Annotated in this window: 12 protein-coding genes; 9 read left to right on the top strand and 3 right to left on the bottom strand. The window is 46.8% G+C overall.

Annotation, left to right across the window (positions count from 1 at the left end):
* Positions 1–7 precede the first annotated feature (7 nt).
* The 9 genes from E1757_RS20210 (at position 8) to E1757_RS20170 (ending at position 10,847) form a co-directional block, all read left to right on the top strand.
* Entirely contained in the window at positions 8–1,795 is a 1,788-nt protein-coding gene (locus tag E1757_RS20210; RefSeq protein ID WP_133231457.1) for a sigma-54-dependent Fis family transcriptional regulator, read from the top strand.
* A 264-nt stretch (positions 1,796–2,059) separates the two neighbouring features.
* Positions 2,060–3,229, top strand: a complete 1,170-nt coding sequence (locus E1757_RS20205) for an iron-containing alcohol dehydrogenase (RefSeq protein ID WP_133231455.1) — start codon at positions 2,060–2,062, stop codon at positions 3,227–3,229.
* Positions 3,230–3,299: 70 nt separating this feature from the next.
* Positions 3,300–4,250 carry a phosphoglycerate dehydrogenase gene (locus E1757_RS20200; RefSeq protein ID WP_133231453.1) on the top strand — a complete coding sequence of 317 codons (951 nt, stop codon included), beginning with the start codon at positions 3,300–3,302 and terminating at the stop codon, positions 4,248–4,250.
* 24 nt (positions 4,251–4,274) lie between these two features.
* The gene (locus E1757_RS20195) at positions 4,275–5,237 is read left to right on the top strand and encodes a phosphoglycerate dehydrogenase (RefSeq protein WP_133231451.1); all 963 of its coding nucleotides are present in this window, start codon (positions 4,275–4,277) and stop codon (positions 5,235–5,237) included.
* 242 nt (positions 5,238–5,479) lie between these two features.
* Positions 5,480–6,376, top strand: coding sequence for a 4-hydroxy-tetrahydrodipicolinate synthase (gene dapA / locus E1757_RS20190; RefSeq protein WP_133231449.1), 897 nt, complete (start codon positions 5,480–5,482; stop codon positions 6,374–6,376).
* A gap of 45 nt (positions 6,377–6,421) precedes the next feature.
* A complete protein-coding gene (locus E1757_RS20185; protein WP_133231448.1) occupies positions 6,422–7,726 on the top strand; it encodes an ABC transporter substrate-binding protein in 1,305 nt (434 codons plus the stop codon).
* Positions 7,727–7,811: 85 nt separating this feature from the next.
* Positions 7,812–8,681, top strand: a complete 870-nt coding sequence (locus E1757_RS20180; RefSeq protein WP_246079330.1) for a carbohydrate ABC transporter permease — start codon at positions 7,812–7,814, stop codon at positions 8,679–8,681.
* A gap of 10 nt (positions 8,682–8,691) precedes the next feature.
* Positions 8,692–9,522, top strand: coding sequence for a carbohydrate ABC transporter permease (locus tag E1757_RS20175; protein WP_133231444.1), 831 nt, complete (start codon positions 8,692–8,694; stop codon positions 9,520–9,522).
* Between the two features lie 71 nt (positions 9,523–9,593).
* On the top strand, positions 9,594–10,847 hold the full coding sequence (locus tag E1757_RS20170; RefSeq protein ID WP_133231442.1) for a nickel pincer cofactor-dependent isomerase, group 22: 1,254 nt from the start codon (positions 9,594–9,596) through the stop codon (positions 10,845–10,847).
* 121 nt (positions 10,848–10,968) lie between these two features.
* On the opposite strand, the gene E1757_RS20165 is transcribed toward E1757_RS20170, so the two are convergent.
* Genes E1757_RS20165 through E1757_RS20155 form a run of 3 tightly spaced genes read right to left on the bottom strand, consistent with a single transcriptional unit; the run spans position 10,969 to position 14,847 of the window.
* Positions 10,969–12,030 (bottom strand): aliphatic sulfonate ABC transporter substrate-binding protein, encoded by a 1,062-nt coding sequence (locus E1757_RS20165; RefSeq protein ID WP_246079328.1) that lies wholly within the window; start codon positions 12,028–12,030, stop codon positions 10,969–10,971.
* Between the two features lie 45 nt (positions 12,031–12,075).
* Positions 12,076–13,434 carry an LLM class flavin-dependent oxidoreductase gene (locus E1757_RS20160; protein ID WP_133231438.1) on the bottom strand — a complete coding sequence of 453 codons (1,359 nt, stop codon included), beginning with the start codon at positions 13,432–13,434 and terminating at the stop codon, positions 12,076–12,078.
* Between the two features lie 57 nt (positions 13,435–13,491).
* The gene (locus E1757_RS20155) at positions 13,492–14,847 is read right to left on the bottom strand and encodes an LLM class flavin-dependent oxidoreductase (RefSeq protein WP_133231436.1); all 1,356 of its coding nucleotides are present in this window, start codon (positions 14,845–14,847) and stop codon (positions 13,492–13,494) included.
* Between the last annotated feature and the right edge of the window lie 560 nt (positions 14,848–15,407).

Below are 15,407 nucleotides of genomic sequence, written 5' to 3'. Positions count from 1 at the left end.
TTTGTTGATGAAAATAAAGACACTGGTTATCGCACCTTATCGCGGGTTGTTAGAATTAACTTCAAGTTTGGCGGAACAATTTGACGATTTTGAGTTAACTGTCATTCAGGGGGATCTGTCCGAGTCACTGAACTCGATTCGGCAGTATGAAGCCGAGGGTTACGATATTATTATCAGCCGCGGTGTAACGGCCAGTCTTATTAAAGAGAATAGCAAGCTCCCAGTCGTGGAAATAAAAGTTTCCGGCTATGATATTTTAAGGCTGATCACTTTGTTGAAGGAATATAAAACGCAAATTGAAATGATCGGCTTTCCCCACATTATCGAAGCAGTTGTCGCTGTATCCAGATTGTTGAATGTAGAGATTCCGCATACCATTATCCATAAAGAAGATGAAGTAGACCGTGCCTTGGAAAATGCGAAGAAAAAGGGAGCTCTGGTTATTGTCGGTGGTACGCACGTAGTCCGAATGGCGAAAGAAAAGGGATTGCAAGGAATCCTGATAACATCCGGGAAAGAGTCCGTGTTGGAGGCTTTCGAGAATGCAAGAAATATGTATCATGCTATCTCCGGTTCTAAATTTGAGAACAATATGATGGACAGCTTGTCCAATGGCTTGGAAACAGGGATGGCAGTCATTCGCGCGGACGGGGAATTAAGTTACTTTAATCAAAGCTTTCTTCGTATTTTTAACATCAGGTCCGAGAATGAAGCGAGCCGAGCCTTGCATGCCAAGCTTCCCAATTTAATGGACTTGCTGCAAAAAGCGGTAAAGAAACGCCAAACGAAAACCAAATTGGAACTGTTTGATCCCACCTATAAGCATAAAATAACGATCCTAAGTCAACAGAATGATCAAAACCAGTCGTTGTTTAACATGTATGTACGCCCTGTTGGCGAGAGTGAAAATGACATCCAAGTCCAATACATGGAGCAGTTCCTTGAGACCTTCCCCCAGTTAATTCAAGCCAGAGGGGATTTTCAACAAGCCCTAAATACCGCGATGGAGGGATTGCGGCAACAAAAGCTCGTCACGATGTATGGAGAAATGGGGACGGGAAAGCGTGTGTTAGCGGGAACGATTCAGAAATTGCTTAACGTTGAAGAGGAGCATTTATTTGATGTCACTGTAATTCGCGGCTCTGAGGAAGCTTTTATTCATTTAAAACATTTGCTGGAGGTATCGGTTAGTCATTCCATAATTTATATTCGCGGACTTGAACGATTCAAATTAAAGGATCAAAGGAAATTGGAGGACATGTTTAGGAGCTGCCCTGCTTTAATAATTATATCCGTTGAAAAGCCTCCACTGCAATTAAAAGAGGACGGTTTACTGGATGAGGAACTATATGCTTATCTGAGTAAAACTTTAATTTATTTAAAGCCGATTCGAGAAAATCCGCAGGAGTTAGATGAATTGATCAGGATCTTTATCTCTGAGAATAACGAGAAATACGGGAAGCAGATCGTAGGTATTCGCCCGAAAGTGGAGGAAGTTTTCCATTCGCATGCCTGGAAGGGAAACTTGATCGAATTAAGAGACACCATCGAAGAAATGGTAAAAAGTGCCCGAGGCGAATACTTAGATGAAAAGTTGCTGCCAACTATGAATAGCATCAAATTTGAATATAGTTCTCAATACGGTACCAGACTTGTAAATCTAAATCAATCTCTGCAAGAGATTCAGAAAGATATTATTCAAATCGTGCTTCAGGAAGAAGATATGAACCAATCCAGGGCTGCCAATCGCCTTGGGCTGAACCGTTCGACGTTATGGAGAATCCTTAAAGATTGATTTCAATTAAATGTGAATCCTTTTCGCAGACAGGTCAGTCATTCTATGTCTTGTTTGCGAAAAAGGATTTTTTTGTGTCTAAACGATGAAACGGGCTTAACTGCAATTATAAGTGTTGCAAAATATAACCAATAAAGTAATTAATACTATAAATATAAAAAGTGTTGATAAATAAAACATATTTACTTATAATCTAATGAGGAAACGATATCGTTTACAAGTGTTTTAAAATATAACATATTCTTAGAGGAGTAGGGAGCGAAAATGCAGCAATTATATCGATTTCAAACCGCAGCTCATATTGTGGCAGGACGAAATTCAATTCAGGCTTTGGCGGACAATCTCCATTTTACCGGCATCCATGATGTAAAGTCCGTATTGATAATTACCCAACCGTCCATTAAAGCCTTGGGGGTTATCGATGATATTGTAGGTCAATTATCCGTTAAAGGGATTAAAGCGGACATTAATACAAATGTTCTACCCGAACCGACGGTCGGTAATATTGAAGAAGTCTTTCAATGCATAGGCAATGAGCACTATGATGTGTTGATTGGTATTGGCGGTGGCAGCGTGCTTGACACTACCAAGATTATTTCGGTACTTAAAACAAATAATAATTCGATCCGTGAGCTGCTGGGCACCGATTTAGTTGCCAAGCCGGGGCTTCCTACCATATTAATCCCGACCACCTCGGGCACCGGGGCAGAAGTTACTCCGAACGCAATCGTCACTTTGCCGGATGAAGAATTAAAGGTTGGTATCGTAAGCAAATACTTACTGCCGAAAGTTGTAATTATTGATCCGATGCTTACATTAGGTTTACCGAAACCGATTACCGCAGCAACGGGAATGGATGCATTCACTCATTCTTTAGAATCATATATTTCTAATAAAGCGAATCCCTTAAGTGATATGTTTGCTCTTGAATCGATTCGTTTAATCTCGGCCAGCATCGTAGAGGCTTATCAAAACGGTTCATCTGCGGATGCGAGAGAAAAAATGTTATTTGGCTCGATGTACGGAGGTATGGCATTAACTTGTGCGGGTACCGCTGCGGTTCATGCTCTGGCGTATCCGTTGGGAGGAAAATTTAAAATTTCTCACGGTGTCGCTAATTCGATGCTGCTTCCTCATGTCATGGAATTTAATATGGATGCGATTACAGACCGTTTGTCTCAAGTAGCCGAACCGATGGGGATTCAAATTAGAGGCTCTTCGAAAGCGGAAGCTGCCGGGAGAGTAGTGGATCGTATAGTCGAGTGGACGAAAATATTAGAGATTCCGCAAGACTTAAGAAGCTTCGGCGTGGAAGAAAATGATGTTCCGGCACTGGCTGTATCCGCATCCAAGGTTACACGATTGCTGAACAATAACCCCAAAACTTTAACTTTAGATGATATGGAAGCGATTTACCGAAAGCTGCTATCCTAAAAACAGTTGATAAAAGCAGATGAGAATCACCGTTATTTCATGTGAAAAACTTTAAAGGAGAATTCCTATCATGAAAGTCGTATCGACATCCCCATCGTTTGCCAAATATTCTAACGAGCCTATTGAATATTTGGAGAAGTTCGGCATCCAACTGGTACATTTACCGGCGGATATTCAAGAAGAGCAATTCATTTCCAGCATCCAAGATGCAGATGCCGCGATTGTGGCCTTTAACGATATTAATTCAAACGTTCTTGCGCAGGCTCCTCAATTAAAAATTATATGTAAGCACGGAGTCGGTGTGGACAACATTAACTTGCGGGCAGCAAAGGAAAGAAACGTTTGGGTGACAAACGTGCCGAATGCGAACAAGCATGCTGTAGCCGATTTTACTTTTGCATTGATGCTTTCGTTAGCTAGGCAAGTACCCGGGGCAAACGATTTAACTAAAAAGGGAAAATGGCCCGCCATTTTTGGCACGGATGTGTATCATAAAACAATCGGAATCATAGGTTTGGGCAGTATTGGAAAAGAGGTAGCCCGTAGAGCGATTGGCTTTGATATGGAGATTTTGGCCTATGATCCTTATCCTGATCATAACTTTGCCGAGAAGCACGGGGTAAGGTTCGTCACATTGGAGCAGTTACTGGAAAACAGTGATTTTGTAACTTTACATATTGCCCTAACGGAGCAAACAAAACATTTGATCTCGTCCGATCAATTAGCACGGATGAAAGAAAGCGCTTATCTGATTAATGCCGCCAGAGGAGGGATTGTGTCGGAGAAAGCTCTTTATGAGGCGTTAACGTCCGGGGGGATCGCGGGTGCCGCATTCGATGTGTTTGAGCAAGAACCGCTTTATGAGCATCCTTTGCTCGCTTTGCCCAATCTTATTGCTGCGCCTCATATTGCAGGCTATACAAGCGGAGCTGTTAACGCCCTGGGATTAACCTGCGTGCGAAATATAGTCGACGTTCTTGTCAAAGGAAAAAGACCAGATCATGTGGTGAACGGTCTATAGGCGTTGGGTGGGAGGTTTTTGAAAATGAGAAAGACTAAAAAAGTTTTGGTTACTGCTACGAATTATTCCGTGCTCTGTCCGGAGGCTAAACAACTGCTTGAAAGCAGTGGATGCAATGTGATCGAGAATAGGCTCGGGCGACCATTCACTTTTGAAGAATTGAAACAAATCGTAACGGATATTGACGGAGTTGTCGCCGGGGTTGATACATGGAATGAAGCTGTATTCAAATTGGCACCGAAGCTAAAGGTGATTGCCCGTTTTGGCGTTGGTGTGGACAACATTGATCTGGACAAGGCCAGCGAATTTGGAATAAAAGTATGCAATGTACCTGGCGGAAACGCGAATGCAGTGGCCGAACTTACAATAGGCTTAATCTTATCTGTTATCAGAAACATACCCGGATTGCATCAGTCTGCAAGACAGGGCTTCTGGGACCGCTTTGTCGGCATGGAGCTTGCAGGCAAGACGATTGGTTTTCTCGGATTTGGAAATATCGCTCGGCTGGTTGCCAAAAAACTGCAAGGATTCGATGTCGAGATTATTGCTTACGATAAATATCCGAATCTGGAAAAAGCGGAGGCACTTCATGCTTCATTCGTAACTTGTGAGGAAGTGCTGCAGAAAAGTGATGTGGTTAGTATGCACTTGCCCAGCGTACCGGAGACTTATCACATGATGTCCCGGGAGCAATTCGCTCTAATGAAAAAGACCGCTTACTTCATTAATACGGCAAGAGGAGCTCTTGTGGATGAACATGCGCTGTATGATGCGCTGCAATCGGGAGAAATAGCCGGTGCTGCAATTGATGTGTTTGAAACTGAGCCTGTCACAGCCGACAATCCGTTGTTTCAACTGGACAATCTGATTACGACACCGCACACCGCAGCGGAAACGTATGAAACGTATCGGAAGGTTGGGTTGATTACAGCCCAATCGATTTTGGACGTATTGGCAGGTAAAAAGGCGGAAAATATTCTGGTATAAGGCGGCAACTTATATCTTAGAAAATTGATGCAAATTACAACTATTTTTTTAATATTGTTTTGTTTAAACAAAAGTGTTGCAATAAGTGTTATTTTGTATTACTATTCATTTAGCGATTATTTTAAATAATTAAGGTGATAATCGATGCATCATGCAACAATTTTCTGAACTGAAGACGGTTGCCAGGAAACATTTCCTTAAATAAAAGGATGAAGTCAGTAAAATGACACAGGAGGTATTATATGTTGATTCCCAAAGGTATTATTCCGGCCATGGTGACGCCGTTTACCGAGGAATATGCGCTAAACGAAGCTGCCCTTCGCCGGATGGTTAACCGTTTTATCGAAAAAGGCGTTCATGGGCTGTTTTGTTTAGGAACGAACGGAGAATTCTTCTCACTCTCGATGGAGGAAAAAGTAACTATTGCAGAGGTTGTAGCGGATGAAGCGAAAGGCCGGGTGCCGATCTACATGGGGGCAGGGGGCATCAGCACCGAAGAAACTATGAAGTTAACCCGTAAGTTTGAGGACATCGGAATTGATGCCGTCTCCGTCATTACTCCTTACTTTTTATCATTTACGCAAAAAGAACTTCAGAATCATTACATGAGCCTGGCCAATTCAACTTCTTTGCCAATTGTTCTATATAATATTCCTGCTCGCACCGGAAATCATTTGCAGGCTAAAACCGTAGCGGAATTGTCCAAACTGCCGAATATCGTTGGCATCAAAGACAGCAGCGGCAGTTTTGATAACATTCTGGCCTATATTTCGGCGACCGACTCCCAACAGTTTTCCGTATTAGCCGGCACCGATTCGCTGATTCTCTCAACTTTGTTGGCAGGGGGACAAGGAGCAATAGCCTCGACTGCCAATGTATTTCCGGCCGAAGTGGTATCGATTTACGAGTATTGGAGGCAAGGAGATATAAGGAAGGCGGAAGATGCGCAAAGAATCTTAAGGGCCATTCGCAGCGCTTTTGGATTGGGGACGCTTCCATCCGTTTTAAAAGAAATGATGAACATGATCGATCTTCCGGCAGGACCGCCGCGTTTACCGGTGGACAAGCTGTCCGAACAAGCGATGGAAGAACTGAAGCAAGTAGTTATGACTTATAAGGAACAAGGGTTACTCGCTTAATGCGTCATTATAATGTTCACTTATTATTTTAAAGGGGGATGAAGTATGAAAAAAAAGCTGATGACAGCAACACTAATCACGTTAAGCGTCTCGATGGTTTTCGGATGCAGCAACAATAACGCAACCGGCACAACAGGAAAAAAGGAACAGAAAAAGACCCTTACCGTTTGGATGAAAAAATTGTTGGTTGAAGATCAAAACAAATTGTTTGTAGAGCGCGCAAAACAGTTCGGTGTTGAAAATAATGCGGATGTCAACATTGAGCTTATCGCAACGGATGATTTTTATCCTAAATGGACCGCCGCGATTGAGTCCGGTAACGTCCCGGATGTAACCCAGTTCGGCTACCAGGTCGTCGGCGAGTTTCAACAAAAGGGCTTGTTGGCGGACATAAGTGATGTTGTCAAGAGAATTGAAGAGAAAAACGGTCCTATTTATGAAACAATGAAGAAAGCGATTACATATGATGGCAAACAATACGCGCTTCCTTATTGGGCTGAAGGAACGGTGCTTTTTTACCGGAAGGATATATTGAAAAACGCGGGATTTGACGGACCGCCAAAAACCTGGGAGGAATTCCGTAAAATAGCGAAAGCGGTTACCGATTCATCGAAAGGGCTGTATGGAGCAGGGATCGGATTTGGTAAAAATGATACCGATGCGGAATGGCAGACTAGAGCTATGATTTGGTCATACGGCGGATCACTGGATACGAGTGACGGCAAAACCGTCAAAGTCAACAGTCCCGAAACGATCGAAGCTGCAAAATTAATTAGAGATATTTTTATAACGGATAAGAGTACGCCTCCATCTGCACTTGGATGGGATGATTCCGGGAACAATAAAGCTTACCTGAGCGGACAGGTTGCCATGACAATGAACGTCGGAAGTCTATTAAATTCCATTAAAAAAGACAATCCCGAACTCTATAACAACACAGGCTTGGCTATGCTTCCGGCAGGGCCGAAAGGAACTTTCATACCGGGTATCAGCAATAATTTGGGTATTTTCAAAAATGCTAAAAACCCCGAATTGGCCGGTAAATTCCTCGAATACGTTGCCGATGCAAGCTGGTATAAAACCTGGGTTGAAAAAGGTGTTCCATTGGCAGCTCCAATGCTGACCAAGCTGGCGGACGAGCCAATTTGGAATGATTATAAAATATTTGTTGATTCTACGAAATCGTACACGTTCCTCGGTTATCCAGGAGGATTCAATCCTAAATCAGGAGAGGTGTATAACCTTCGTTATGTAAATGAAACGTTCCAGGAAATGCTCGGCAAAAACATTCCGCCCGAAAAGGCAATGCAGGACCTGCAGACCAAAATAGAAGAGGTATTCAAGAAATAGCTGAAGCTAAGCATGAGCTGAATCTGGAGGAGAGGATTCCTCCAGATTCATATTTTTACCGAAAATGATTGGGGTGTGGTTATACTTGAGAACGAATTACGAAAATAGATTGGCCATGACTTTGGTCGCTCCCGTTGTACTTTATTTGATGGCGGTCATGGTAATCCCGTTCGGATGGGCGATATACATGAGCTTTACTGACAAAATGGTCGGAACTCCAGGAAATTTCATCGGGATAAAAAACTATGTGAATCTGCTGGCCGACCTCATGTTTTGGAAAGCGGTAACGAATACCCTTGTTTTTACATTAGTTTGTGTCAGCGCCAAAGTCGTGTTCGGTATGATCATGGCGCTGGTTCTTAATGAAAAATTGATATTTCGCAACGTTTTCCGCGTACTGTTATTTCTACCGTGGACGATACCGACGATCGTCTCCATTTTTACCTGGCAGTGGATTTTTTCCGATGTAGGCGGTGTGTTGAACTTTCTATTAACCCAGCTTGGCATTATTAAAGCTCCGGTCGGATGGTTGGCTGATGCCCATTTGGCGATGTTTTCGGTCATTTTAGTCAATGTATGGAGGGGTATTCCATTTGTGGGGATCGGCATTTTGGCTGGCTTGCAGGCAATTTCCAGCGATATGTATGAAGCTGCTATGTTGGATGGTGCGAACGCCGTTAAACGATTTATCTACATCACGCTGCCATCGGTAAAGGAAGTTGCGTTATTGGCGGCAGTGATTACAATGATCTGGACCTTGAACGATTTTGAGATCATATGGCTCATGACACGAGGCGGGCCTTCCAACGCAACTCAAGTACTGTCTACCTTGAGCTACACTACCGGGTTTCTCAATTTGCATTTAGGCAAGGCACTCGCTATTTCGATTTTTTCCTTACCGTTAATGATACTGTTGATTAATTTCGTTACTAAACGAACACTGTCGTCAAAATGAGGAGTGGCTCATGAATACACCAAATTTAAGCAAACAAATCATCGTATATTTTACTTTGGCAATTATGCTGGTTTTTGCTCTATTCCCTCTTTATTGGATGATTAATACTTCCCTTAAAACCCAAAATGAGATCTACAGGCTGGTTCCGGCGTTTTGGCCTGAGAAACTTCAATGGTCCTCTTATGTAAAGCTGATCGTGGAAAAAAATTTCCTGCACAATATTAAAAACAGTCTATTAGTAGCAATAATTTCCGCAATTGTATCGATTTTTGCGAGTATGCTTGCAGCTTACGCCATTTCAAGGCTGTATTTTAAAGGAAGATCTTTAATATCGAAAAGTATTCTATATGCCTATTTAATGCCCAAAGCGGTGCTGTTCATTCCATTATATATGCTGGTTTCCTGGATCGGATTGAACGACTCCATTTACGCCTTATTGCTGATATATCCTACGATTACAGTGCCTTATGCGACATGGATGCTTATTTCGTATTTTAAGTCCATTCCTGTAGAAATCGAAGAGGCGGCTATGATTGACGGCTGCTCAAGGTTAAGGACAATGTTCGGAATCATTTTCCCGCTGGCAGCTCCAGGAATCGCCGCTACGTTAATTTTTTCCTTTACGTTATGCTGGAGCGAATATTTATACGCTCTGGTTATTATAACGAAAGGATCAGATAAGACGATTACTTTGGGCCTGGCGGAGATGGTGGTGGGGGACGTATTCGCTTGGGGACCTCTTATGGGCGGATCTATCGTAGCCTCCGTACCTGTTGTCATCTTGTACTTATTAGCTTCTAAATTCATGGTTAGCGGTATGACTTTAGGAGGAGTAAAGTAATTGTACTTTGTTTGGAAGCTGTTTTCATGGAGGGACAGCTTCTTTAAATATTCAGAATGAGGAGATTCATTATGAAGAAAGTGGAGGATTTATTGTGTAATATACCCATTCCTAAGATGGCAAAAGTAAGGCAAAATTTTTTTGCTCCGGAAATAGAGGATACGGCATTAGCCGTACATACAGCAATCAAAACAGCAGGAGTTTTATCCAGGATCAAACGGGGTGACCGGGTGGCCATAGCCGTCGGCAGTCGGGGAGTAGCGGATATTCCTATTTTGGTTAGAGAAGTCGTAAATGCTGTAAAAGCTGTCGGCGGTGAACCTTTTATTGTACCCGCGATGGGAAGTCATGGCGGCGCAACGGCAGCGGGTCAAGTCGAAGTATTGGAACATTTAGGTGTAACGGAGCAAAGTGCAGGCGCCCCCATCCGTTCAAGCATGGAGGTTGTAGAGATCGGGAGATTACCCAAAGGGCTGCCTGTATTTACAGACAAACTCGCTTATCAATCGGATAAAATTATCGTAATTAATCGAATTAAACCACATACGGCTTTTAGCGGCCCGATTGAAAGCGGATTAATGAAAATGGTCACAATTGGTTTAGGTAAGCATAAAGGAGCGGATGCAGCTCATGCATACGGGTTTAAATTCATGGCGGAGCATGTTCCTGAGATGGCTAAAATTGCGCTATCCAAGCTTCCTATTATTTTCGGTTTGGCTTCTATTGAAAATGCTTACGATAGGCCGGCTAAAATTATTGCAGTACCGGCTGAAGACATGCAGCATGTTGAGCCGCAGCTGCTGCTGGATGCCAAATCCTTCATGCCGCGTTTATTATTCGATCCCATTGATGTTTTAATTGTGGACGAGGTTGGCAAGGATATATCCGGAAGCGGCATGGATCCTAATATTACAGGGCGCTTCAACACGCCCTATGTTCAAAGTAAGGCACCTGCAATCAGTCGCATTGTAGTGCTTGGCTTGACGGAAAAAACGCAAGGGAATGCACTGGGAATAGGTCCTGCCGATGTGATTACACGCAAATTATTCGATGAAATAGATTGGGAAAAGGGCTATATGAACGCTTTTACAAGCACCGTTCTAACTCCTGTAAAAGTACCTATGTTTCTGCCTACGGAAACTTTGGCGGTCCAGGCGGCGGTAAGGACTTGTAATGCTTTTGACATGCGCCAAGTACGAATGGTTCGAATCAAGAACACACTGGAGCTTAAACATATCTGGATTTCAGAGAGCATGTTGCCGGATGCGTTAAATTCCAATGACATCGATGTGATAAGTGAGCCTGTCGTTATGCAGTTCTCCTAAAATAAATCTTCTTTACAACCAAAACCGGTTCGCATTGCGAACCGGTTTTATTTTGTTTTGCCATATGACAAATCAGATGACGGCCATCACTATTTATGCAAGCGCCATTCGCAGAATTCGGCTACTTCTTCTCCTTCAATTCTTTCAATGCCTGCTCGACGAACTTGCTTTCCAGCACTTGGGACGTATCCAGCTTCTTGTTGATAGCCCCGACGGAGAAGAGGAAGTCGGCCTGCTCCTGATGGGCTTTGGCAAATTCCGGCGTGATCGGAGAGAGCAGCGGCTCGGTGTTCTTGAGCACGGTGCTGATGATTTCCCGGTCCAGCTTTTGCGCTTTGGACAGCTCATTCGTGACTTCCTCGGTATGCTCGACGTAATATTTTCGCGTTTCTTCATAAGTTTTAAGGAAAAGAACGGTTAAATCGGGATGATCGGTCGTAAACTTGGTTCGGGCGATCAGAAAGCCGGGAGCGTTAATATTCAAGTCCTGACCGCTCACTAGCACTTTGGCTCCGGTCTGAAACACGGCTGTGGTGGCGTAAGGCTCCCAGATCGACCAGGCGTCGATGGCGCCGGTGTCGAGAGCCGGTCTCGCTTCGTCGGGCTGCAGCTGAATGACCTTGACATCACTGCCTTTAAGCCCTGCTTTATCGATGGCCAGATAGAGGAAATTATAAGCGCTGCTGCCTTTGGCTACCCCGATGTTTTTCCCTTTCAAATCTTTTAACTCTTTGATCGGGCTGTTTTTGGGGATGACGATCATGTTTCCTTTCTTGCCGTCGCCGGTGACGGCAATCGCTTTGAAATCGATGCCGCCCACTTGACCGGATACGACGGGGGTTCCGCCTACGGCGCCGAAGTCGATCCGCCCTGCGGCTAATGCTTCGAAATGAGGGGGGCCGCTGGCAAATTCGTTCCATTTGACCTCGGCGCCGACGGCCGAGAAAGCTTTCTCGAAGGTTCCCTTATCTCTCGCATAGGGCAGGATGCCCGTTTTTCCTTGTACCCCGATATTGACGACAATTTTTTCCTGCGGTTTCCCCGCACCGGCATTGGAGCCTCCCGCCTGGGCGGTGGCCGAAGTGTTGGTGGCCGCTGTAGTTCCGCAGCCGCTTAAAGCCAGCGATAAAAGGATGGAGCCGAGCAGCGTGGAAATGAACAATTTACGATTTCGAGTTGCCATGAATGTAACCCTCCTGGATTGATATAAATGATAGACCGGCATTGTTCAGGCGTGCTGATGACGGGCCTTCAATAGAAATTTATTGTCCGGAACGGAAAGCCCCAGATGCTCCCGGAGCGTGGTCCCGCTGTATTCGGTCCGGTACAGACCCCTTGCTTGCAAAATCGGGATGACCTGCTCGACGAATTCGTCCAGCCCTCCGGGCAGGTAAGGCGGCATGATGTTAAAGCCGTCGCAGCCTCCGTTAACGAACCAGCTCTCCAGATGACCGGCGATTTGCTCCGGCGTACCCGAGATCGTTTTATGCCCCCGGGCCCCCGTTACTCTGGCTACCAGCTGCCGAATGGTCAGCTGCTCGCGGCGGGCCATATCGACCAGAAGCTGGTACCGGCTCTTGCCGCCGTTGATTTCCGCAGCGTCAGGCAGATCCGGCACCGGCCCGTCAAGCGGGTAAGCCGACAGGTCGATGCGCAGCGTTCTGGATACCATGGATAAGCCGACCTCCGGCAGCACCAGCTCCTGCAGCTGCGCTTCCTTTTCCTTGGCTTCGCGTTCCCTCGAACCGATCACCGGCAGCACGCCCGGCAATATTTTTAACTGATCGCGGCTGCGGCCGTATCGTTCCATCCTTCCTTTCAGGCTGTCGTAGAACGCTTGCGCTTCCTCCAAGGTTTGCCAGGCGGTGAAAACGACCTCCGCGGTTTTGGCGGCAAAATTTTGCCCGGTATCGGAGGAGCCTGCCTGAACGAGCACGGGGCGTCCTTGCGGCGTTCGCGGCACGGACAGCGGGCCTTTCACGTTGAAGAAGCGGCCGCGATGGTCAATGGCATGAACCTTGTCGGCATCCGCGAACAAACCGGACGCTTTGTCGATGTGCAGCGCGTCTTCTTCCCAGCTGTCCCACAGCGAGGTGACGACCTCGACGAATTCCTCGGCGCGCTCGTAACGAACGGAATGATCGAGATGATGGTCCTGGCCGAAATTTTGGCTTGTAATTTCCATGCTGGTGGTGACGGCGTTCCAGGCGGCGCGGCCGCGGCTTAAATGATCCAGGGAAGCGAACTTCCTCGCGACATGGTAAGGTTCGCTGTATGTGGTCGAGACGGTGCCCGCCAATCCGATCCGCGAGGTGACCGAAGCAAGGCCGGACAGCAGAGTAAGCGGCTCCGCCCGAACCGGAACGGTATATTGCACGGAGGTTTCGAGATGCTCGGGCAGGGCGGGAATATCCTCGATAAAAATCATATCGAATTTACCGCGCTCGGCCGTCTGCGCGAACCGTTTGTAAAAGTCGAAGGTAAACAATCCCTGCGTGTTCGTCTCCGGGTACCGCCAGGCGGCAATATGGTGGCCTACGCCGTAAACAAAAGCTCCGAGGTGGAGCTGCCGTTGTGTATGTGCCATCGTTCGATCGCGCTCCTCATTGGTTTATTGGCAAAGTACAGCAAAAGAAACATGCTCTCACAGGGAGGCGGAGGAAGCTTCGGACGTTCGGCTGAACCGGCTGGTCGGTCGATGCAGCCCAAGGTGTTCGCGAAGCGTAGTGCCGTTGTATTCCGTACGGAACAGTCCGCGGTTTTGCAGCTCCGGGATGACCTGATCGACGAATTCATCCAAGCCTCCCGGCAAATAAGGCGGCATAATATTAAAGCCGTCGCAGGCTGCCTGCGTGAACCAGGCTTCCAGCTGATCGGCGATTTGCACGGGGGTGCCGTGGATCGTGCGGTGTCCACGCGCCCCCGTCACGCGGTAGATCAACTGCCGGATGGTCAGTCCGTCCCGCCTGGCCATGTCCGCTACAAGCTGAAACCGGCTTTTGCCGCCGTTTACGGCTTCCAGCTCGGGCAGCTCGGGCAGCGGGCCGTCGAGCGGATAGCCGCTGAGATCGACATTCAGTGATCCCGACAGCATCGACAGACCGACCTCCGGCAGCACGAGCTGCTGCAGCGCCTGTTCCTTCTCCCGGGCTTCGGCCTCCGATGTGCCGATGACGGGAAAGATGCCCGGCATGATTTTTAATTGGTCTGGAGTTCGGCCGAACCGAGCCAGCAGCGACTTGACATTGCCGTAAAACAACTGGGCTTCCTCAATCGTCTGCCATGCGGTGAAGACGACCTCGGCCGTTTCCGCTGCCAACAGCCGGCCCGCTTCGGAGGCGCCCGCCTGAATGATGACCGGGCGGCCTTGAGGCGGTCTCGGAGCGTTCAGCGGTCCGCGGATTTTGAAAAAGCTGCCCTGATGGTCGATCCGGTGCACCTTATCCGGATGCGCGAACTGGCCGGAAGCCCGGTCCGCAATGATGGCGTCATCCTCCCAGCTGTCCCATAAGGCAGCGGCGGCTTTGATAAATTCCTTGGCGCGGGCATAGCGAACCGCATGCTCGGGATGCCGCTCCTGGCTGAAGTTGGCGGCTTCTTCGTTCCGGCTGGATGTCACCACGTTCCAGGCGGCGCGGCCGCCGCTTAAATGATCCAGCGTGGCGAATTCCCGCGCCAGGTTATACGGCTCGTGGTAGGTTGTCGACACGGTGGCGGCGAGCCCGATCCGGCTCGTCACTCCGGCCAGATAGGATAACAGGGTTATAGGCTCCGGACGGACGGAAACCGTATGCGCGGGAGAACGGCCGAGCAAGGCGAGGGAATCGGCCAAAAACAGCATATCGAATTTGCCGCGTTCCGCAGTTTGGGCAAAACGCTCGTAAAACGAAGGATCCAAAATACCGGCTGCCTCCGTATCCGGGTAGCGCCATGCGGAAACATGATGGCCGACTCCGAATAAAAACGCGCCTAAATGCATGTGTCTAGCTTGCTTGCTCATGGCAATGCGCTCCTTTCAGGAAAACCTGGACTGGTTGGTCTCATGCAAAAGTATTAAAAAAGACCCCGCCTATTGTCCGGACGCATGGGTCGATGACAATAAGGGAGCCTTTGGTGATCCAATCGGCATGGCAAACGTAAGAGAACGGTTATAAGGCTGCTGCTGTACGGAGCGGCTGCCGATAAGCGATTTCGCCGATCAACTGCGAGACTTTATTGATCGGAGCGGCGACAACAACTCCACCTGCATTTTGACACGGGATGACGCTCCTTTACATTTTGAAAAATAAAAAAAGAGACTCCGACCGTAAAGTGCTGGATCGAAAGTCTCCGGTTACCCGGTCGACGGCAAACAATAAAGCGGAAAACAAAAGGTTAAAGTTAAATTAGCAATTAAAACCAAGTAAACAAGTATGTTTAGTTGTTATAAAGATCGTACCATCATAATAAAAAATCGTCAAGCAAAAAATGCCCGGCAAAAAATGCCTGGGTGAGCACGATATGAGCGGGTCGATCTGATATGAAAAAGCTTTTGGCCGGGGCCGTCATGTACGCACCAGC

Origin of the sequence: Paenibacillus piri (assembly GCF_004354045.1) — a bacterium.
Classification (GTDB): domain Bacteria; phylum Bacillota; class Bacilli; order Paenibacillales; family NBRC-103111; genus Paenibacillus_S; species Paenibacillus_S piri.
Note: the sequence above shows the minus strand (reverse complement) of the source record. Positions and strands in the feature narration are given on the sequence as shown.